Annotated in this window: 17 protein-coding genes; 12 read left to right on the top strand and 5 right to left on the bottom strand. The window is 57.2% G+C overall.

What is annotated here, in order from left to right:
- Positions 1 to 361 precede the first annotated feature (361 nt).
- A complete protein-coding gene (locus M504_RS17480) occupies positions 362 to 907 on the bottom strand; it encodes a polymer-forming cytoskeletal protein (RefSeq protein WP_047496354.1) in 546 nt (181 codons plus the stop codon).
- A 242-nt stretch (positions 908 to 1,149) separates the two neighbouring features.
- On the opposite strand from M504_RS17480, the gene M504_RS17475 reads away from it, so the two are divergent.
- The 7 genes from M504_RS17475 (at position 1,150) to M504_RS17445 (ending at position 10,192) form a co-directional block, all read left to right on the top strand.
- Positions 1,150 to 1,845 carry a hypothetical protein gene (locus M504_RS17475; protein WP_232296348.1) on the top strand — a complete coding sequence of 232 codons (696 nt, stop codon included), beginning with the start codon at positions 1,150 to 1,152 and terminating at the stop codon, positions 1,843 to 1,845.
- An 84-nt stretch (positions 1,846 to 1,929) separates the two neighbouring features.
- Entirely contained in the window at positions 1,930 to 4,500 is a 2,571-nt protein-coding gene (locus M504_RS17470) for a M1 family metallopeptidase (protein WP_047496892.1), read from the top strand.
- A gap of 18 nt (positions 4,501 to 4,518) precedes the next feature.
- Positions 4,519 to 5,553 carry a hypothetical protein gene (locus M504_RS17465; RefSeq protein WP_047496351.1) on the top strand — a complete coding sequence of 345 codons (1,035 nt, stop codon included), beginning with the start codon at positions 4,519 to 4,521 and terminating at the stop codon, positions 5,551 to 5,553.
- A 9-nt stretch (positions 5,554 to 5,562) separates the two neighbouring features.
- Positions 5,563 to 6,585 (top strand): DUF4129 domain-containing protein, encoded by a 1,023-nt coding sequence (locus tag M504_RS17460; protein ID WP_047496348.1) that lies wholly within the window; start codon positions 5,563 to 5,565, stop codon positions 6,583 to 6,585.
- The gene (locus M504_RS17455; protein ID WP_047496346.1) at positions 6,582 to 7,799 is read left to right on the top strand and encodes a DUF4350 domain-containing protein; all 1,218 of its coding nucleotides are present in this window, start codon (positions 6,582 to 6,584) and stop codon (positions 7,797 to 7,799) included. The genes M504_RS17460 and M504_RS17455 overlap by 4 nt, the downstream gene beginning before the upstream one ends.
- Positions 7,796 to 8,752 (top strand): MoxR family ATPase, encoded by a 957-nt coding sequence (locus M504_RS17450; protein WP_047496343.1) that lies wholly within the window; start codon positions 7,796 to 7,798, stop codon positions 8,750 to 8,752. The genes M504_RS17455 and M504_RS17450 overlap by 4 nt, the downstream gene beginning before the upstream one ends.
- A 6-nt stretch (positions 8,753 to 8,758) precedes the next feature.
- The gene (locus M504_RS17445) at positions 8,759 to 10,192 is read left to right on the top strand and encodes a DUF58 domain-containing protein (RefSeq protein WP_047496340.1); all 1,434 of its coding nucleotides are present in this window, start codon (positions 8,759 to 8,761) and stop codon (positions 10,190 to 10,192) included.
- Here the strand turns inward: M504_RS17445 and M504_RS17440 are convergent.
- Positions 10,170 to 11,189 carry a stage II sporulation protein M gene (locus tag M504_RS17440; RefSeq protein WP_232296347.1) on the bottom strand — a complete coding sequence of 340 codons (1,020 nt, stop codon included), beginning with the start codon at positions 11,187 to 11,189 and terminating at the stop codon, positions 10,170 to 10,172. The genes M504_RS17445 and M504_RS17440 overlap by 23 nt on opposite strands.
- Here M504_RS17440 and M504_RS17435 point away from each other — a divergent pair.
- Complete coding sequence (locus M504_RS17435; RefSeq protein ID WP_047496337.1) at positions 11,188 to 12,027, top strand: RDD family protein; 840 nt, start codon at positions 11,188 to 11,190, stop codon at positions 12,025 to 12,027. The genes M504_RS17440 and M504_RS17435 overlap by 2 nt on opposite strands.
- Positions 12,028 to 12,081: 54 nt before the next feature.
- A complete protein-coding gene (gene mgrA / locus M504_RS17430; RefSeq protein ID WP_047496336.1) occupies positions 12,082 to 13,128 on the top strand; it encodes an L-glyceraldehyde 3-phosphate reductase in 1,047 nt (348 codons plus the stop codon).
- A 1-nt stretch (position 13,129) separates the two neighbouring features.
- Here the strand turns inward: mgrA and M504_RS17425 are convergent, their stop codons facing one another.
- Both M504_RS17425 and M504_RS17420 read right to left on the bottom strand, forming a co-directional pair.
- Positions 13,130 to 14,743: a hypothetical protein gene (locus M504_RS17425; RefSeq protein ID WP_052200979.1), complete on the bottom strand. Its 1,614-nt coding sequence runs from the start codon at positions 14,741 to 14,743 to the stop codon at positions 13,130 to 13,132.
- A 3-nt stretch (positions 14,744 to 14,746) separates the two neighbouring features.
- Positions 14,747 to 15,298 (bottom strand): YfiT family bacillithiol transferase, encoded by a 552-nt coding sequence (locus tag M504_RS17420; protein ID WP_047496333.1) that lies wholly within the window; start codon positions 15,296 to 15,298, stop codon positions 14,747 to 14,749.
- Between the two features lie 41 nt (positions 15,299 to 15,339).
- On the opposite strand from M504_RS17420, the gene tldD reads away from it, so the two are divergent.
- From tldD to M504_RS17405, 3 genes are read left to right on the top strand one after another with little or no spacing between them, the layout of a single operon-like run.
- Positions 15,340 to 16,794: a metalloprotease TldD gene (gene tldD / locus M504_RS17415; RefSeq protein ID WP_047496330.1), complete on the top strand. Its 1,455-nt coding sequence runs from the start codon at positions 15,340 to 15,342 to the stop codon at positions 16,792 to 16,794.
- Positions 16,794 to 17,081, top strand: coding sequence for a hypothetical protein (locus M504_RS17410; RefSeq protein WP_047496327.1), 288 nt, complete (start codon positions 16,794 to 16,796; stop codon positions 17,079 to 17,081). The genes tldD and M504_RS17410 overlap by 1 nt, the downstream gene beginning before the upstream one ends.
- Positions 17,063 to 18,439: a TldD/PmbA family protein gene (locus tag M504_RS17405; RefSeq protein WP_047496324.1), complete on the top strand. Its 1,377-nt coding sequence runs from the start codon at positions 17,063 to 17,065 to the stop codon at positions 18,437 to 18,439. The genes M504_RS17410 and M504_RS17405 overlap by 19 nt, the downstream gene beginning before the upstream one ends.
- 353 nt (positions 18,440 to 18,792) lie before the next feature.
- Here M504_RS17405 and M504_RS17400 read toward each other — a convergent pair whose 3' ends face one another.
- Complete coding sequence (locus tag M504_RS17400) at positions 18,793 to 19,185, bottom strand: DUF302 domain-containing protein (protein ID WP_047496321.1); 393 nt, start codon at positions 19,183 to 19,185, stop codon at positions 18,793 to 18,795.
- Positions 19,186 to 19,314: the final 129 nt, after the last annotated feature.

The following is a 19,314-nucleotide window of genomic DNA, read 5'->3' as shown; positions in this document are numbered from 1 at the left end:
TGCTGCGATGGAATAGTGCCACAATCGCCGGAAAAAGTTGTCAAGCCCCTAAGTCGCCTAAACTGCTCAAATCAAAAGAAATAGAGTTGGCAGGTTATTTCCACAAGTTCTCTAAAATAGAAATAGCCAAGAATCCCGCTGGCTGACGGACTCGGTAACCGGCTGCCTCGCTGCTCTTAACCCCTTTAGAAAGACGATTTTGCCTCTAAACCCAATGGGCAGACGATTTTAGCGGAACTGAAGGCGTAACTCTTTTAGAAAGACGATTTTAGAAAAACAGGGGGGAGGGGGTACCCCCCATACTGCCATCCCCAAATGAGAAACCCCGCCGAAGCGGGGTTTTCTCGTAAAGCGGGTTTGCTTACGAAGCCGATTCCACGCCAACAAGCTGGCCCTGTTCGGCCGGTGCGGAAGTCGTGGCAGCAGCAGCGGCAGCCTTCGGATCGCCGGGCTTGCGGATGTCGATGCCCCCCTTGAAGAACGCGCCGTCTTCAATGGAGATGCGGGCTGCAATCACGTCGCCCGTCAGCGAGCCTTCGCTGCGGATATCAATGCGGTCGCTTGCCTGGCAGTTTCCGCGAACCTTGCCCAGGACCACGATCTCACGGGCAGAGATGTTCGCTGCAACCTGGCCATTGCGGCCAACGGTCACGCGGTTGCCGGGAAGGTTGATGGTGCCTTCAATGCGGCCATCGATGTACAGCGATTCCGATCCGGTAACCTCGCCCTTGATCATCAGGCTCTTGCCAATGGTCGCCTGCTCACCAGTAGCTGCAGGTGCCTGCGGGCTGGCAGTGCGGGTGCTGGGCTGCTGTTCATACGACGACACAGCAGGCTGGCTGGGACGAACGGGTTCTGGGGTGGAGGGTGTGGCAGCGCCGGAGCCGGGAGTGTTGGGTTTCCACATGAGCTTCTTAATTTCCTTTCGGCTTGAAAATCCGGGCGGACAAGCGGCACAGCGGCCGGTTTCCGCAAGAACTTATGCCTGCATCTTACGCCTCCGTTTACTCGGTAGATTCTGCCGACCAGCGGAAAACTCTACCAATTTACGGAGGAACCTTCCTGGATACGCGAAAATCCCTTCGCCGCCACAGAATTCCGGATCTTTGGTATTTGCCCCGGTAGCTTCGGCAGCATTACCCTCCGCGTATGCGTTTCCTCCGGTTCACTGCAGTCCTCGCCGTCTCCACGGCGTTGCTGGCATCTCATGCTGCCGCGCCAAAGGTTCACACCGTAGTTTTGGGAGCGGTGCGCCGCGTGCCATTCGTGGCGGCAGACGTCTCCACCGAGGCGAAGGGAGACGAGGCAGGAACTCTGCGCATCCGCCCGCTGGTCGTGGATGGCAAGACACACGAGTGGCTTACCGGCGACACGCATGACATCACAGAGCGCAGCTTCGTGGCACGTCGCGTCCTGCACATCAACGACGCTCTGCCAGGAGAGAAGTCTGGTCGCTGGGTCTGGCAACCGGGATCGTGGATATTGGTGGACCGCATATCAGGCCGAGTAACCGCTCTCCACCTGCCGGACTTCGACGCCAGCATCAGCGATGTGGTCTGGTATCGCGACTACGCAGCGTACTGCGGCATTCACACCACGGCAAAGGCAAGTGGCCTCAGCGCAGAGGTGTGGCAGATCGGCGCGCACAAGGCGGCACTGTCTAAGGTGATCGCACCGTGGCCGCAGCCGGAGCGTGTTCGCCCCGTCTGCCTTCCTGCCGTGTGGCAGCGCGAACCCATGCGCGTCACCGTGAAGCCCAACGGCGGTGATCCGGTGGTCTACAACGTAGTCGGCACCTCCACCCAACTGGTAGAGGACGGCGAAGGTGGAGACGACGACAACTAGCCCTGCACTTGACACGGAACCGGCTGTGGAGAGCACCTCCAATCCCTGATACCCATGCCGGGAGTCCAGGCATACACTGTCCGCATGCGTCTTCGTTTTCTCCCGTTTGTTTTTGCAGTTGCAGTCACAGCTTCCGCTCAGCGACTTCCCTCGGATGTTCATCCCGAGCATTACTCGCTGCATCTCACGCCCAACCTGAAGGCAGCGACATTCACAGGCGAAGAGACGATTGATCTGACGCTGGACTCGCCGAAGACCGCGATCGCGCTGAATGCGATCGAGCTGAAGATCAACAGCGTGAAGGTGATTCGCCAGCGCATCGCAGACGCGCAGAAGCCGGAACTGGGACAAACGGGAACCGTAAGTTACGACACTGGCAAAGAACAGGCGACATTCACCTTCGCTTCGCCGCTGCCTGCGGGAAAGGTGTCGCTATCGATCCAGTTCACTGGCATCCTGAACGACAAGCTGCGCGGCTTCTATCTCTCCAAGACGGCGAAGCGCAACTACGCAGTGACACAGTTTGAGGCGACCGATGCGCGTCGCGCCTTCCCCAGCTTCGACGAGCCCGCAATGAAGGCGACGTTCGATCTCGCCATGACCATCGACAACGGCGATACCGTAATCGCCAACACGAACATGACCAGCGATAAGCCTGCGGACAACGGCATGCACACGCAGACCTTCGCCACCTCGCCGAAGATGTCCACGTATCTGCTGGCCTTTCAGGTAGGCGATTGGACATGCTCCAAGGGCGAGTCCGATGGCATTCCCATCCGCGTCTGCTCCACGCCAGACAAGGTCGCACTTACACCCTTCGCTGTGAAGGCAGCGGAACACTTCCTGCATTACTACGACCAATACTTCGGCGTGAAGTACGCAATGCCCAAGCTCGACCTCATCGGTATCCCTGACTTCGAGGCAGGCGCGATGGAGAACTGGGGCTGCATCACCTACCGCGAAACCGCACTACTCGTGGATGAGAAGCACTCCTCCCTGAGTGACCGCAAGAACGTGGCAATTGTGGTGGCACACGAGATGGCGCATCAGTGGTTCGGCGACCTCGTCACCATGAAGTGGTGGGACAACCTGTGGCTGAACGAGGGCTTCGCCACATGGATGGAGTCCAAGGCAGTGCACGAGTGGCAGCCAACATGGGGCGTCCTCGAGGACGAAGCCCAGACACTCAACAGCACACTGAACCTGGACGCCGCTGCACAGACGCGAGCCATCCGCAGCAAGGCCGATACACCAGAGGAGATCAACGAGCAGTTCGACGGCATCGCGTACGGCAAGGCAGGCGCTGTCATCGGCATGGTGGAACACTACGTTGGCGAAGGTGCCTTCCAGCGCGGCGTACATAGTTACATGGAAGCCCACAAGCTCGGCAACGCCACAGCAGAGGACTTCTGGGGCGCGCAGACCAAGGCGAGCAGCAAGCCAGTCGATGCCGTCATGGAGAGCTTCGTCGCGCAGCCGGGAGAACCACTGCTCACCTTCACCGCGAACGGCAAAGGCACATATGCGGTAAAGCAGAGCCGCTTCTTCCTCAACCCTCCTGCAACGAAGCCGATCCAGTCGTGGTCGATTCCCATCTGCCCTGCCAATGGAACATGCCAGGTGATCCGCGCGAACACCGACGTTACGGCAACTGCACCGGAAGACCTGCGTAACGCCAGCGCTCGAGGCTACTACCGCAGCAACTACGACACAGCCACCTTACAGTCCGTCCTCCAACACGCACCGACTTACACCGCACCCGAACGCATCCTGTTGGTGGGTGATCGATACGCCCTCCTCCGTTCCGGAGAAGGCTCTGTCGGAGAGTACATGCAACTAGTGCAAGCGCTGCGAGCAGACCCCAGCGCCCAGGTGCTACAGCAAGCCGTGGGTGGCCTGGGTTCCCTGCGCAGCCGTGTCGCAACCGATCAACAGACCGAACTGATCGAGACCTGGGTGCGGAATCAGTTCGGCCCCGTCTACCGTTTGTTGGGACAAGCTTCCTCGTCAGAGTCAGTCGAAGCGGAGCAACGTCGCGTTACGTTGTTCAGCCTGCTGGGTGGTGCGAAGGATCCCACTGTACTGACTCAGGCAAATACCATTGCCAACGCCTATCTCAGTGGCGACAGCAAAGCAGACCCGGAGCTTGCACAGTCTGCGCTAGCCATCGCGGCGCAACATGGGGATGCGGCCCTCTATGACCGAATGCAGAAGGTGGCACAGACCAGCGCTGACCCCAACCAGCAGACACAGGCGCTGTATCTTCTGGCGACGTTTGAAAACCCTTCACTGGTCAAGCGCACGCTGGATGACGTTGCCGCCGGCAAGGTTCGCAATCAGGATAGTTGGATACTGCTACAGATCCTGCTTCAGTCACGCAAAACACGTAAGCAGACGTGGACGTATATCGAAGAGCATTGGGATGCGATTCATGCACAGCTGACCACCAGTAGCGGTAACCGCCTGGTGTCTGCAACAGGTGCGTTCTGCTCGCAGGAAGAACATGACGATGTGCAACAGTTCTTCGCTTCGCATAAAGTGGAATCCGCAGACCGAGCTCTGCGTGACGCGTTGAACAGCATTGATGGCTGTGTACGATTCCGCGGCCAGCAGCAGCCCGGGCTGCAACAGTGGTTGTCGACTGCTTCACACTAGGTAAGAAAGAGAGCCGCGATGGAAACGCAGCCTGACTACCAGGGATTCTCGCCGTCGAGTTTTGGAGCGCCAACGATGCAGCCGCCCACCGCGCCTCTGCCTGTGCAGTCGCCCATGCTGCGGCCTCTTTCGACCGGCGAGATTCTTGATCGCACGCTCGCGCTGTATCGCAGACACTTCTGGTTGTTCGTTGGGATTGGTACCTTGCCCGCAGCGGTTGTTGCGCTGAGCACTGCTCTTCGGCTGCTGTTCCTGAAGGATTTTGCGCAGTTTCCTGGGCCAGCAGCGGGGAATGCAAACGCAACTTCCCAAGCCATGGGTGCCATTGTTCTGATGCAGGTGGCATTTCTACCGGCAGTGCTGCTCATTCTGGTTTCCTATGGACTTTCGCAGGCTGCTACGGTGCGCGCCGTGCAGCACTTGTCGATGGGCACGCTTTCAACAGCAGCCGAAGCTTATCGCGCGATCCGAGGCCGATGGCTTCGTTGGACTGGCATCGCGCTCCGCCAGATATGGAGCTTTGTGTGGCCCGTGATGGGTGGCGCCGCGCTGATGGTGGTTGCGTTGCTGTTGCCGGGCGGAGTTAACGCGCACCCCGCTGCGTTTGTAGGACTCGTCCTGCTGGGGTGGCTGCTGTTGATGGCCGGCTTTGTCCTTGGAGTATTGAACTATTTGCGTGTGGCGCTGGCCACCTCCGCTGGCGTGATGGAGAATCTCGGTGTCAATGCGTCGCTGCGACGTTCGCGCGCACTGGTAGAGGGGCGAAAGGGCCGCATCTTCCTGGCGTTTTTGCTTGTATACGTTTTGCACATGGTGGCGGGCGGTCTACAGCTGCCATTCGTTTTCCTCGCGCAGACCATGCACGGTGCACAACGCGTGCTGCTTCTGGCAGCAGACTTACTCATCGCTTTTGTTGCGACGGCCTTGGTTTCTCCGGTGGCTTCTATTGCAATGGCAATGTTTTACACGGACGAACGTGTTCGTCGTGAAGGCTATGACATTGAAGTGTTGCTGCAGCGCTCCATTGCAGAGCATGCTGAAGCTGGAGCCTGATCGCGGACGATGATCTATTCGCAGGGCGTGCGTCGATGGCTTTTAGCGATGGTTTTCGTTGCGCTGTGCATGCGCGCACAAGCGCAGGTCCCCGCGCTGACGCCCCCACAAGGGCTGCCTTCGTTGCAGGACGTTTCTGTTGAAGAGTATCGGCATCATCTGGATCAGTTACGCGGCCTGGTTGCAGATTGTGGCCGTGCTGTAACTGCGTGTAATCCCGAAAGCGTGGGCAATGACGATCGTGTCCATCCGTTGCGCGGGCAACCCTATGCCGTGCGCTATGGATGGCTGCGGGCATTGCTGGACGATCATGATCCTGCGGTGCATCGTTCCCGTGCGGAACTCCTCGCGCAGGCAGAGCAGCGACTGAACGATCAGGAAGAGGAGTTGAATCATCCGAAGTCTGTTTCACCGTTGCGACAGGAAGATCGTGTGCAGCGCGATCGCGTGCTGACCTCGAAAGAGTTTCAAGTGGTGCACGAATATTCCTGGAGGGAACGCGTCAGCGCATGGCTATCCGAGAAACTGGCACGCATCTTCGGCGGTGCAGCTTCTCTGGGCCGGATCGCTCCATGGCTTGGAAGGGCACTGGAATGGGGATCGCTGCTTGCGGCGATCACATTGCTTGTTCTTTGGATCTATCGCGCGCTTGACCGGCAGCGTACAGCTCTTGGGAGACTGACTGGAGATGTGTCAAAGCGGGAAGCGATTGAAGCGTCGCGCGCCTGGGCTGAACTAGCGCAGGCTCACGCTTTAAACACAGAATGGCGCGATGCAATTCATTGTCTCTATTGGGCGACGATCGTTCTGTTGGAGGAACGTCGCAGGCTACGTCGCAGCGAGACACGCACGCCGAGAGAGGCGCTCCAACTCTTAGTCGTCTCTCCACAACTGCGTGAACCGGTGGTCGCGCAGACTGTTGTGTTCGAGCGTGTCTGGTATGGCTTTGACTCTGCTACGCAGGAAGACTACGAAGCAGCGCAGCAGAACTATCGTCGCGTCCAGGGTGCTGCTATGGGAGCGACAATATGAAGTCGCCCAATGCAGATCGCAGAACCGTGTTGTGGGTGCTCGGAGTCATGATGCTTCTGGTGATGCTGACTGCCATCTTTGCTCCCGCAACCAGTGACGATGACAAGATGCCCACCACTTACAATCCCGGTGCTGCGGGTTGGAAGGGCGCGTTTCTATTGCTGCCGCGACTTGGCTACAGCGTTAGACGATCTGATGTATCTGCATCGATGCTGGATCAAGTGGATGCTATCCACACGACGTATGTGCTGGCCGCACCGAACGCGCCGGCGGAGGACGTGCAGAAGCGCGACTACGATTCCGTGGAACGCTTCCTGCGTCGCGGTGGTCGCGTCATCGCAACAGGATCGGGCGGTGCATTGTTTCTTCCCGGTGGTCGTAGTGGAAAGCCCACGCAGTTCGTAGGAAATCTATGCAATGCGGTGCCAGAGGGAAATAGTGACTTGGCGCAGACGGGCAGTTTTTCGCTTTACGATGCTGCGCCATGGAATGCGCTGGAACCGCTCGCACGCGTGGATGCACGATGTGGAGCGGACGCCGTACTCGTGCATCGCGAGTATCCGCATGGCGGCGCGATGGTCTATCTCGCTTCGTCGGAGCCGTTCAGCAACCGCGGGTTGAAGCAAGATCAGTCGTTGCATCTGTTGTTGCTTGCGGTAGGACCTGCATCGGGCGAAGGGCATCGTGCTGTCATCTTTGACGAGTTCTACCGCGGTGAGCAGGCATCACCGTCGGACTACCTGCATGGTTTACCGCTGCGTTCGCTGGTTGCGCAGGCATCGCTTGTCCTCTTGTTGCTTCTATTCACCTACACACGTCGCAGTGGACCGATACGCGAGCCGCTTATGGTGCCACGCACCTCGCCGCTCGAGTTTGTAGAGAGCATGGGCGCATTGTATGAACGCGCAGGTGTATCTAAGCCTGCTACAGATGGTGCCCATCGCAGACTCACCAGGTTCCTGATATCTATGTGCGGTGTTCCGTCCGATATGGCCGATTCCAGCCAAAGAACGGCAGATTTCATCGGGCAGCGGTTCGGTGGATCTCAAGGCTCTCTCAGTACGTTATTGGATCGTTTACAGGCTGCGCGTTATGAAACTCTGCGCCCACGTGATGCACTTGCACTCGTGCGAGAGGCGGACGCGGAGATCGAGAGGCTGCAAATCATGATGAAATCATCCCAATCCCAACCGCTTGTTCAGGAGATGAAGTGAATACCACCAGCAATTCCCTTGAATTGTTTCAAAGCGGTCGTGAAGAACTTGGCCGCGTTCTCGCTGGGCAACAGGAGTTGATTGAGCAATCCTTGTTGACCTTGCTTTGTGGAGGACATGCGCTCATTGAAGGTGTTCCAGGTGTCGCTAAGACACTTGCGGTGAAAACGCTGGCTCGTTTTCTTGGTCTGGACTTTCGCCGAGTGCAGGGAACGCCAGACATTATGCCAGCGGACATTCTGGGAACGAACGTGTTTTCTCCAAAGACGGGAGAGTTCGCGATGCATCGCGGCCCGGTCTTCACGGAGTTTCTGCTGGCCGACGAGATTAATCGCATGCCGCCGCGGACGCAGGCAGCTTTGCTGGAATCGATGGAAGAGCGCCAGGTAACGCTTGATGGTCAGACGTATCCTCTACCTCCCTATTTCACTGTTTTTGCAACGCAGAACCCGCTCGAATTCGAAGGGACGTATCCGCTTCCTGAGGCACAGCTCGATCGCTTTTTGCTGAAGATTCGTGTGGCTTATCCGGAGTCGGCGGAAGAGCGCATCGTGTTGGAGCGTCATCACGCTATTCCGGTGGGACATCGTTTAGAGGACGTTGTGTTGACGCCCGTGGCGCCGCAGTTGCTGGATGCCGCGCGCGCAGAGGTACGCGCAGTACAAGTAGAGCAAGCGCTGTTTGATTATCTTCTGGCCGTTGTGCGGCGCACACGAGAATGGCCTGCGTTGACGCTTGGTGCATCACCTCGTGCAGCGACAAGTCTGTTGCTCGTTGCAAAATCGTACGCGGCACGCGATGGCCGCGGCTATCTCCTGCCCGACGATGTGAAGGCTGCTACTGCGCCTGTCTTACGGCATCGTCTCATCTTGAAACCGGAAGCGGAGCTGGAAGGATTCAATACGGATCGTGTGATTGCAGATGTGCTCGCTGCTACTCCATTGCCTCGTTAACAAAGTATGCAGACGCTCATCCCACAGCCGGTTACTGCCACAGCGCACCCTAAGGGAAAGCGCGTCGGCCGGCTGCTGGGTTTTGGCGCCACACCGCGCCTGTTGCTTCTGCTGGCTGCCGCAGTACCGCTCAGTATCCCGGCTTTCCTTGCCAGTCGCACACCATGGCTGATGTTTGGATTCGATGTGTTGCTGCTTGGAACATTTGTCGTGGATGCACTCTTGCTGCCTGCGCCCGAGCGATTTCAGATAACACGAAGGTTTCTTCATGCACCGGAATTGGGAACTCCGGTGGCCGTCGAATTACAGGCCACAAAGTCTGCTCGCGGAATCCATACATTACGCTTCACGGATGACCTGCACGTATCCATGTTGTTCTTGCAGACCATTGGGGTCGTGATTAGTTATCCAAACGAACCATCGGTTACGGAATATATGGCAACGCCATCGCAGCGCGGTGACTTGGCGTTGGGCAAGGTGTATTTTCGCTATCGCAGTGCGATTGGATTTGCCGAGCGATGGGCGGTAGCTGATCTTCGTCAGACCATTCGTGTTTACGCCGCGGGAGAGCAGGCGAACGAGTCCTCAGAGTTTTTTCTGTTGCGCGCGCGACAGATTGAATTAGAGAAGCGAAGGCTGCGCCGCATTGGCCTCGGGCGTGAATTTGAACAGTTACGGGAGTATCGCACGGGCGATGAACTGCGCAACATTTCATGGAAGGCAACGGCACGGCACAACCGTCTGATCACGCAGCAATTCACGACAGAGCGTTCGCAGCAAGTGTGGATCGTACTGGATGCCGGAAGGTTATCGCGAACGACATTTGCATTGGAGAATGCATCCACGGCAAACGGCGACGAGGATGCAACACAGATTGTCACGCAGTTGGATCAGGCCGCCTCAGCAGCGGGACAACTTGCGCGTGTTATTCAGCAATCGGGAGATCGCAGTGCGCTGTTGACGTATGGTCGCAGCGTGCAACAGCAACTGCTTCCATCGTCAGGGACGCTGCATCTGCGCCGCATGATTGATGCTTTGTCACAGGTGCGATCAGAGACGGCAGAAGCGGATCACCTGATGGCCTCAGTACGTTTGCGGCAGTTGCAGCGGCGACGCGGACTCGTCTTGTGGATTACCGAGATGACGGAAAGCGCGGGGAGGCCGGAGATTGTGACCGCGGTAAGCGCCCTGGTTCGCCGGCATCTGGTCGTTCTCGTTCTGTTGCAGCAGCCAGAGTTGGAATCGTTGGCTTCATCCACTCCGAAGAACGCACGCGAAATGTATGCCATTACCGCGGCGCAGGAGATGCTTGATCGTAGAAGAGCTTTGCTGGCACAGTTGCGTTCACAGGGCGTGTTGGTGGTGGAAACCAGTGCGGCCAACGTCGCCAGTGACAGCATTTCAAAATATCTGGAAGTTAAATCGCAGGGGCAACTTTGATATCAGGTTGACGATCGCGTCCGCCTTCGCTTAGCCAGAAGAAGAGTCCTGTCAGTAACAGCCCACACACTGAGAATTTCACTGCCTTTGGTACATGTGTGGGATCGAGAAAAGCTTCCAGGACTCCCGCGATAAACAGCATCGGGATAGTGCCCGCAAGCAGCCGTACAGCTTCATTACCCGCCCGCGCAAGTGATGTTTTTCGTGTTAAGGTTCCTGGAAACAGTAGACCTGTTGCAATACGCAGGCCCGCACCACCGGCGATGAATATACTCGGAAGTTCTAATGCACCATGCGCTGCGACGAAACTCCAAAGATCAAGCGCCATGCCATGTTGCGCGCATGCCGTAGAGATAATACCGACGCTCATGCCATTCCAGAACAGCATCAGTACGGTGGGAATGCCCGCGAGAATGCCACCCGCAAACACATAGAATGTGACCGCAATGTTGTTCGTCATGATGGCGCTGGATTCCTGTGGTTTTGCACTCAGCACGCTCTCTGTCCACATCTCATGGCGTTCAATGGTGGCCACCATCTCCGGACCCAGAACAGCGCGCATGAAGTGTGGTCGAGCAAGCGTTTCCAGAGAGCCGAGCAGCGCGCCCAGAAGACACAGCGTTACAGAGGTGGCAATGTAAGGCCACAGACGCCGGACCAGTATGGGGAAATCCGCACTGAGAAAATACCAGACGCTAAGTATGGTGGTGCGCTGACCGCTATAGACGTGATTATGAGCGCGGCTGACAAGGCGATTGAGATATTCCGCCAGCGATTGTGCCGTGCGATCACTGCGTACCGCGGAAAGATCGGCGGTCGCACGTCGATAGAGTAGGCCGAAGTCGCGCAGTTCGTCTGCCGTGAGCGACCTCAGTCCTTTCGCCTCCACACCAGTGGTGAGCGCGTGCAATCGATCCCAGTCTTCACGTCGCGCCGCAATCCAGCCGTTGGAGACCATATAGTGAATGCTAACTGGAGAGTCCACCTCTGTGAGCATGTTTTCCCAACCACCCGCCACTTTTGACGACCACACAATCGACACGCCGGAACAGGTTGCGCTGTACTTTCCGTTGGCTGGCTTGGGAAGCCGGTTCCTTGCGGCTGCGGTGGACATCGCGATCCAGACGGCGGTGACGTTGCTGCTCATTGTTGTTGCGGCGATCGTATTCAGCGCCATCGGAACACACAGGCTGGATAACATGTCCAATACCGCCGCAAAGTGGTTTATGGCGCTGGTCATCCTTGGATACTTCATCCTGATCTGGGGGTACTACGCCCTCTTCGAGGCATTTCGAAACGGGCAGACTCCCGGCAAGCGCGTGCTGAAGATACGCGTGATCAAAGACAGCGGGCGACAGATCACGTTCTTTGAGGCACTGGCACGCAATCTGCTTCGAGTGATCGACAATTTGCCTGGGGCATATCTCACAGGCGTGATTTCCATTCTGTTGACAAAGCAGAATAAGCGGCTGGGTGATCTGGTCGCTGGCACGATCGTCGTTCACGAACGTACGGATGAGTTTGGTGGATACTTGTCTGCGCCTGTAAGCCGTAGTTTTACTGCAAACGTTTTTCAGATGCCAGCGGCTCCGCCCCCAATGTTGTCTGAGATTCCTGCGGATTCTGTTGCACGCCTCACCCACAACGACCTGCATCTGATCGATAGTTTTCTTGCGCGTGCGATCTTTTTGCCTATGGAAGCACGCGCTCAACTTGGGTCTCGTCTCTTGGATACGCTATGCACGAAGATGGATGTTCCTGTGCCGACGGACGTACCTCCCGAGCGAACGTTGGAAGCACTCGCGTATACCTTGCGCGGCGCGGGAAGAGTGTAATGCCAGCCGCGTATACTTTGCGATGCAGATAGCTTTTATCCGGAGAGTAAGTGCATGGCATTCCCGCAGTCGTACGTCGCCAATCCTGATCGTTATAGCAGCGAGCAGTTCCGTCGCTGCGGTAAGAGCGGCATTCAGCTACCCCTGATTACGCTGGGTCTATGGCAGAACTTTGGTGGTGATGACGTCTTTGAGACAGGCAGAGCCATGTTACGGCGCGCATTCGATCGCGGTGTGACGCACTTCGATCTTGCGAATAACTATGGGCCACCGTATGGCTCTGCCGAAGAGAACTTTGGAAAGGTCCTGCGTGCAGACTTCGCCTCGCACCGCGATGAACTCATCATTTCGTCGAAGGCTGGCTGGGATATGTGGCCCGGGCCGTATGGCATTGGTGGATCGAAGAAGTATCTCGTTGCTTCACTGGATCAATCGTTGAAGCGTATGGGGCTGGAGTATGTCGATATCTTCTACACGCACCGGCCTGATTTCGATACGCCCATTGAAGAGACGGTGAGTGCTCTCGCGCAGATTGTCCGTCAAGGCAAGGCGTTATATGTTGGCATCTCTTCGTACTCGCCGCAGCGTACGAAGATTGCGTATGAATTGCTGGCGCAGGAAGGGATTCGCCTGCTGATTCATCAGCCTTCGTATTCCATGTTGAATCGTTTTCTGGAACAGGGACTTTTGGATACGCTAGGCGAACTTGGCGTGGGATGTATTGCATTCTCTCCGCTCGCACAGGGACTGCTTACAAACAAGTATCTGAAGGGCGATGCGTCACAGCAGACGCGCGCAAGCGGTGATGACAGCAGCTTCAGCAAGGACTTGTTAAAGCCGGAAACGCTTGATCGCGTACGCGCGTTGCATGCGATTGCGGAAAAGCGTGGACAATCGTTGGCGCAGATGGCCATCGCATGGACGCTCCGCGATCCCCGTGTGACATCGTCGTTGATTGGGGCTCGCAACGTTGCGCAACTCGACGATTCGCTGAATTCTTTGAGCAAGCTTGCCTTCAGCGAAGAAGAGTTGAAGCAGATCGATCAGCATGCGGTGGATACGCCAGAGATTGATCTGTGGCGCCCTGTAAACAGCCGATAGCTCAGCGTCCGAAAGAAGAGGCGCGGAGGCGTGTGATCACTTTCACGCCTTCGCGCCACTTTTCATTCAGGCCCAATACTGTCCATTCGACCTCTGGCTTGAGATAACGAAGAACCGTTTCTGTCACGGGATGAATGCGCAGCGAGGGTGCAACCAGATACAGCCGCGGCGGTAGCGCACTCAGACGCAGCGTAGGGAAGTATCCATGCTGCTGCAACGCGCCGAGTCCTGAAGAGGCATCTATGGTCTGCGTATGGTGCCAACGAACGCGAAGCCAGTAATCCAGGCCCTGCAAAGCAAAGTGCATATCTTCATTCGCCTTCAGTTCCAACACCGCAAGACGGCCATCGCGCGTTACAGTCAGCAGGTCCAGCATGCCGCGATCACCTGCCTGAAATGCGGGAACTTGAGCATAAACATGTTCCGGATCAAACTGCGCGAGGCTGCTCTGCCCATCGGTTAAAGGGCCGATGTTGGCACGCAGAGAAGACTCAAGCCATGCTTCCGGTGCCATACGATACAGCGGATCCTTCTGTGATCCTGCAGCATGGCGTCGTTCGAAGAGTCGCTGCACAAAGTCTCGCAGCGTCGGTTCTGTATCTGACTCCAGCGGAGTCTCCTGCGCGCCACTGCCGAAGGTGATTTCTGTAACGCGATCAAACGAGTTTGCCGATGCGCCATGACGAATCCGCGCAAACTCTAAACCGTGCAGCAGGAGTGCCAACTCTGTTGCAGAACGTGGACGCAGCTCAACACGATTGCGCATGGTTTCCGGTACGAGTGAGAGCGCTTGCCCGATTGCAGAGGCATAGCGCTCCGTCATGCGGTGTTGATCTGCGACATGAATCAGTCGTGTTGCCAGGTTGCCGGTATCCGCCAGATCGCACTCTTCAAGCGCTTCGGATCCTTCGTCCAGTTCGTACAGTTCCCACTGCGCGGCATCGGAGCGCAACCATCCCATACGCGAGAGTGTCGTCAGTGCAGTGCCCTTTGGAACGACAACCCGCAAGCCTCGAAACAAACGCTTGCCGCCTGCATGATCGCGGCCGTGTTGCAGCCACAAAATACCAACGGTCAGGATGCCGTCGATCGTGCTTTGCGATTCCTCTGCATTCACACCAACAACAGCCCATGCATCTTGCCCGCGCGCCATGATGCCGCGTGCATATGCAGGGCCAAAGGATTTCTCCAGATCCATGGCAGAACGAAAAGCACCGCACTTCCAATCAGGGAACTGACGCTGGAACACACGTTCGAGACGTGCAACATATTGTCTTCGAGTCGTGTCACGCTCCGTTGGTGTACGACGATCAGGACGCGACACAAACTCCATCGTCTGCGGCTTAGTTTGGCCGAAACGCATGCTGGCAAGTCGCAAGGTATCCTGGCGCAATACGGTACCAGTGATGCGCCGCACCATGTTGCGATCTTCGCTCCATAGGTGCAGCGTGCAACGCCCGCGATCCTGCTGGATAGAGTAACGTGCGGAACGCATGTCGAAGACCATGCGTCCCTCTTCCAGCACGAGAGCCTCGGGGTAATCTGCAAGGAAGTCTTCCAGCGCACGCGCAACCACTTCCGGCGACTGCTCTTCCACTGTGCGTGACGACGCCAATGCTTACCAGCCTTTGGCCTGCCGCAGCGAAGTTATGTGTGCCAGATGATGGCGGCTGTGCCAGTCGTACATGACCAGTCCTGTTTGGAGGGTGACTGGACCATGTTCGGGATGCACAAACGTGCGTTGCCACTGCTTATCGTCGAGTGAGCGCAACAGCATCACCCAGCGTGAATGTAGTGCGTCAAGGAGTTGCAACGACCATTCCACGGGTGCATTCTTGCCATCGGATAACTCGGCCCAAAGCGCCTCTTCGTATGTCCTGATCACGGGTGCATCTTCGGTCAGGGCAAGCTTCATTCGGATGTAGGCATTCATGTGCGAATCGGCTACGTGATTCACTGTCTGCTGCAACGTCCATCCACCTTCACGGTACGGCGTGGCAAGCTGTGTATCGTTCAGATCGGAGACTGCGTTCCGGAGACGCTGTGGGAGGTTTTCCAGCGTGTTAAGTCCCTCTTCAATAGCGGCAACTTCCACGACTTCCGGCTTGTGGAAGCGGCCCACAGGGTACCGTGGATCGCTGGATGGCTGCGTTTGGGTGTCGGTTGTCATCCTCATGAACCTAGCACACAGAGGCGTAGAATCAGGACAGAATGAGTAGCCTGGCCGTCACGCCGTCCGCATCGACTTCTCCCAACTATTTCCAGGCACGCTTCGGTGTCGACTACGCGCTTGTCACGCGCTGTCTGGCGGCTGCGTTGAGTGCTGGTGGCGACTTCGCAGAGCTGTACTTCGAGTCGGTCACCTCGTCTTCTATCGGGATTGATGAGGGGATTGTGAAGTCGGCTAGCCAGGGTCACAGCATGGGTTGCGGTGTCCGCGTGCTCAGCGGCGAACGCACCGGTTACAGCTATACAGATTCGCTGGAGGAAGAGCGGCTGATCCATGCGGCGAAGACGGCCGCGTTGATAGCCAGCGGGCCCGCGAAGCAGCAGGTTGTGCCGTTTGTCGAGACGCAGGTACATGATCTGTATCCGGTGATTGGTCTTGATGCGGAGATACGCGAGAAGTTGGCGTTGGTGCAGCGTGCGGACAAAGCGGCGCGTGCGTATGACTTGCGCATCACGCAGGTTCGCGCGGGATTCAACGATGAGGTTCGCCACATTCTGATTGCGGCCAGCGATGGAACATGGGCTTCAGACACGCAGCCATTGAGCCGGTTCAGCGTTTCTGTAATTGCCAAGGGGGCGGACGGGGTCACCACGCGCGGGTCTGGCGGAGGCGGTGGCCGTGTCAAGCTGGACTACTACACCACAGAGCGCACTCCGGAGCACTTTGCCCAGCAGGCGGCGCGGCAGGCCATCCTGCAGATGGATGCGGTGGCGGCGCCGGCGGGTGAGATGGAAGTGGTGCTGGGGCCGGGATGGCCGGGCGTGCTTATCCACGAGGCTGTGGGACATGGTTTGGAGGCGGACTTCAACCGGAAGAAGCAGTCGGCCTTTGCCGGGTTGATGGGGCAGCGTGTGGCGACGGACAAGGTGACCGTAGTGGACAACGGCACCATTGCCAACCGTCGCGGGTCACTGAACGTGGATGACGAAGGCACGCCTACGCGTAACAACGTCCTCATCGAGAAGGGCATCCTGCGGCAGTACATGAGGGACAAGCTGTCGGCGAAGGTGATGGGGTTGCAGTCGACGGGTAGCGGACGCCGTGAGAGCTATGCCTGCGTGCCGATGCCACGTATGACCAACACCTACATGCTGGCGGGTGAGGATGATCCTGCGGACATCCTGCGCAGTGTGAAGCGCGGGTTGTATGCGGTGAACTTCTCCGGAGGTTCGGTGGACATTACCAATGGCAAGTTCGTATTCGCCGCCAGCGAGGCTTACCTGATTGAGGATGGCAAGGTGACCGCGCCGGTTAAGGGCGCGATGCTGATCGGTGATGGTGCTACGGCACTGAAGCACGTGAGCATGGTGGGCCATGATCTGGCGTTGGATGAGGGCATTGGTACCTGCGGTAAGCGCGGGCAGGGCGTGCCTGTTGGCGTGGGTATGCCGACGGTGAAGCTGGACAAGGTGACGGTCGGCGGGACAGGGAACTGATGCCATTTACAGCTGTATATGTACCAGCATCCACAACGCACACTTACTGCGGTGTTCGCTCCGGAACAGCAGGCAATGCATTTCTGGACGCTCCAGACGGCAAGGATTCGTTAACGCTTGCAGAGCAGGGCGGTTCGCAGCGACTGCTGGAAGAGATGGACAATCTCGTTGGTTCTGATGGTAGTGAAGCCGGAACGCAGAATGGCAAGCGCTATTGCGCTGTAGTTCAGCTCAACCGCAACGGTAAACCGGTAAAGGTGATGAAAGCATGGCGGGGACACAAGTAAGTTCGACTCTGGTGCAGGAGATTGTGGAGCGTGCGTTGGGGGCGGGGGCTACCGATGCTGAGGCCGTGGTGGTGGAGGGGGATGAGTTCTCCACCAAGGTGCGGCTGGGGCAGGTGGAGACGCTTACGGAGTCTACGTCGCGGGCGATTGGGTTGCGGGTGTTTCATGGGCTGCGTACTGCTAGTACTTCCACCAATGACCTGAGTGAGGAGAGCCTCAAGAGGTTGGTGAGTGGTGCGGTGGAGTTGGCACGCATTACCGAGGAAGACCCGTTTGCGGGGTTGCCGGATGCGACTGAGTACTCGACTACTCGTAACGCGGAGGGTCTGCACATCTACTTCGAGGATGTGTACAAGCTGCCTGCCGCGGAACGTATCGAGATGGCACGTGCGACCGAGGCTGCGGCGATGGCTGCGGATGTGCGTATCCAGAACAGTGATGGCGGGACGTTCTCAGCCGCGACGTCGTACAAGGCGATTGCCAACTCGCGTGGGTTTGCGGGTGAGTATCGCAAGAGCTACTGCGGCATTGGCGTGATGGCAATTGCGCAGGATGCTTCCGGGATGCAACGCGATGGATGGAGCAGCGGTGCGCGTACGTTGACGAAGCTGGAGTCACCTGAGGATGTTGGCAGAGAGGCGGCGAAGCGTGCGGTGCGTCGACTTGGCTCTCGCAGGGTGAAGACGCAGAAGGCTTCCGTGGTGTTCTCGCGGGAGATTGCGCGCGGCATCATTGGCGATATCTTCAGCGCGGTGAATGGCGATGCGATCTATCGTCATGCGTCGATGTTCGAGGACAAGCTGGGCGAGCAGATTGCCAGTCCGCTGGTGACGGTTGTGGATGATGGCACGATGATGCTGGAGCCGATGCTTGGTGGCTTTGGCACGTTGCCGTTTGATGGTGATGGTTTGCCGATGCAGCGCAAGGTGATCGTGGACAAGGGCGTGTTGCAGACCTATGTGACCAACACTTACACCGCGCGCAAGCTGGGTGTGAAGAGTACGGGCAATGCTTCGCGTGGATTGGCAGGAGCGCCAGGTATTGGTGCGGGTAACTTCTACCTGGAAGCTGGAACGCTGACACCGCGCGAGATCATCGCCGAAGTGCAGAACGGGCTTTACGTCACCGAGGTTCTTGGTAGCGGTGTGAACCTTGTGACCGGCGACTATTCGCAGGGCGCTGCTGGTTTGTGGATTGAGAACGGTGAGTTCACTGGCGCTGTGGAAGAGATCACGATTGCTGGCAATCTGAAGGACATGTATCGCAACATTGTTGCGGTTGGGAACGATCTGATTTTTCGCGGTGCCTCAGCTTCTCCATGCTTCCGCGTTGAGGGCATGACGATCGCCGGCTCCTAGTACTTCGTACCGTTCTCGAGTACTTCGTACTGTTCTCGACGCCTACGGCGTGTTGTTCCACTTACCGTCGGTGGAGGGTACCCCCTCCCCCCTGTTTTTCTAAAATCGTCTTTCTATTGGAGTTACGATTTTGGTGTCGCTAAAATCGTCTGTCCATTGGCGTTAGAGGCAAAATCGTCTTTCTAAACGAGTTAGGAGCTGAGTTGGTGCTCCGCTTACTCAGCGATTGATGGCTCTATTTCTATTTTAGAGAGCGAGAGGAAATAACCTGCCAACTCTATTTCGTTTGGTTTGTTGAGGTTGGGTGGTTTGGGGGCTTGACAGGATTTTTGCTTGTGCCTGTTCGTGTCTGTCTATAGGAGCTTTTCGACGATCTTCTCAATGCCGGAGATGTTTGCCAGCAGAGTTTCCGGTATGTGGTGGCGCGTGGCGAGGTAGGTGGGATCGTTGTAGGCCAGTTGTGTTGCTCCCTGTTCGTCTTCCCAAACGAGAATTTTGAGCGGCAGGTCAATCGCGCTGGTGATGGACGCGAGCATGAGCGGGGTTCCGGCTTTGGGATCGCCGAAGATGAACAGCTTGGTGGGTCGCATGGTGAGACCAGCTTTCGCGGCTTCTCCACTGTGGTCGACGAGAGCGAAGAGGTGGATGCCTTTTGCCACTAACATCGCCTGCAACGACTGCACGACTTCATCAACAGTGTGACTGCTACGGCGTATCACCAGACCGTTGGTTGCTTCCTGCTGCATGTTGTTCCTCCGACCTGTCTGCGTTTGGATTAGTGATCACTGTTTGTTAGTTCGAGGTCATTTCCAATCTCACGAGTCTTTCCCGGTCTCACGTTTCGTGTGCATACACCACAGTAATCGCAGTGCATG

Source organism: Terriglobus sp. TAA 43 (genome assembly GCF_000800015.1).
In the GTDB taxonomy this organism is placed as follows: Bacteria; Acidobacteriota; Terriglobia; order Terriglobales; family Acidobacteriaceae; genus Terriglobus.
This window is presented reverse-complemented; position numbering and strand designations above follow the sequence as displayed.

Coding starts and splice junctions, on each gene's coding strand:
- M504_RS17480 (WP_047496354.1), bottom strand. CDS start 907: ATGTGGAAACCCAACACTCCCGGCTCCGGCGCTGCCACACCCTCCACC.
- M504_RS17475 (WP_232296348.1), top strand. CDS start 1,150: ATGCGTTTCCTCCGGTTCACTGCAGTCCTCGCCGTCTCCACGGCGTTG.
- M504_RS17470 (WP_047496892.1), top strand. CDS start 1,930: ATGCGTCTTCGTTTTCTCCCGTTTGTTTTTGCAGTTGCAGTCACAGCT.
- M504_RS17465 (WP_047496351.1), top strand. CDS start 4,519: ATGGAAACGCAGCCTGACTACCAGGGATTCTCGCCGTCGAGTTTTGGA.
- M504_RS17460 (WP_047496348.1), top strand. CDS start 5,563: ATGATCTATTCGCAGGGCGTGCGTCGATGGCTTTTAGCGATGGTTTTC.
- M504_RS17455 (WP_047496346.1), top strand. CDS start 6,582: ATGAAGTCGCCCAATGCAGATCGCAGAACCGTGTTGTGGGTGCTCGGA.
- M504_RS17445 (WP_047496340.1), top strand. CDS start 8,759: ATGCAGACGCTCATCCCACAGCCGGTTACTGCCACAGCGCACCCTAAG.
- M504_RS17435 (WP_047496337.1), top strand. CDS start 11,188: ATGTTTTCCCAACCACCCGCCACTTTTGACGACCACACAATCGACACG.
- M504_RS17440 (WP_232296347.1), bottom strand. CDS start 11,189: ATGCTCACAGAGGTGGACTCTCCAGTTAGCATTCACTATATGGTCTCC.
- mgrA (WP_047496336.1), top strand. CDS start 12,082: ATGGCATTCCCGCAGTCGTACGTCGCCAATCCTGATCGTTATAGCAGC.
- M504_RS17420 (WP_047496333.1), bottom strand. CDS start 15,298: ATGACAACCGACACCCAAACGCAGCCATCCAGCGATCCACGGTACCCT.
- tldD (WP_047496330.1), top strand. CDS start 15,340: ATGAGTAGCCTGGCCGTCACGCCGTCCGCATCGACTTCTCCCAACTAT.
- M504_RS17410 (WP_047496327.1), top strand. CDS start 16,794: ATGCCATTTACAGCTGTATATGTACCAGCATCCACAACGCACACTTAC.
- M504_RS17405 (WP_047496324.1), top strand. CDS start 17,063: ATGGCGGGGACACAAGTAAGTTCGACTCTGGTGCAGGAGATTGTGGAG.
- M504_RS17400 (WP_047496321.1), bottom strand. CDS start 19,185: ATGCAGCAGGAAGCAACCAACGGTCTGGTGATACGCCGTAGCAGTCAC.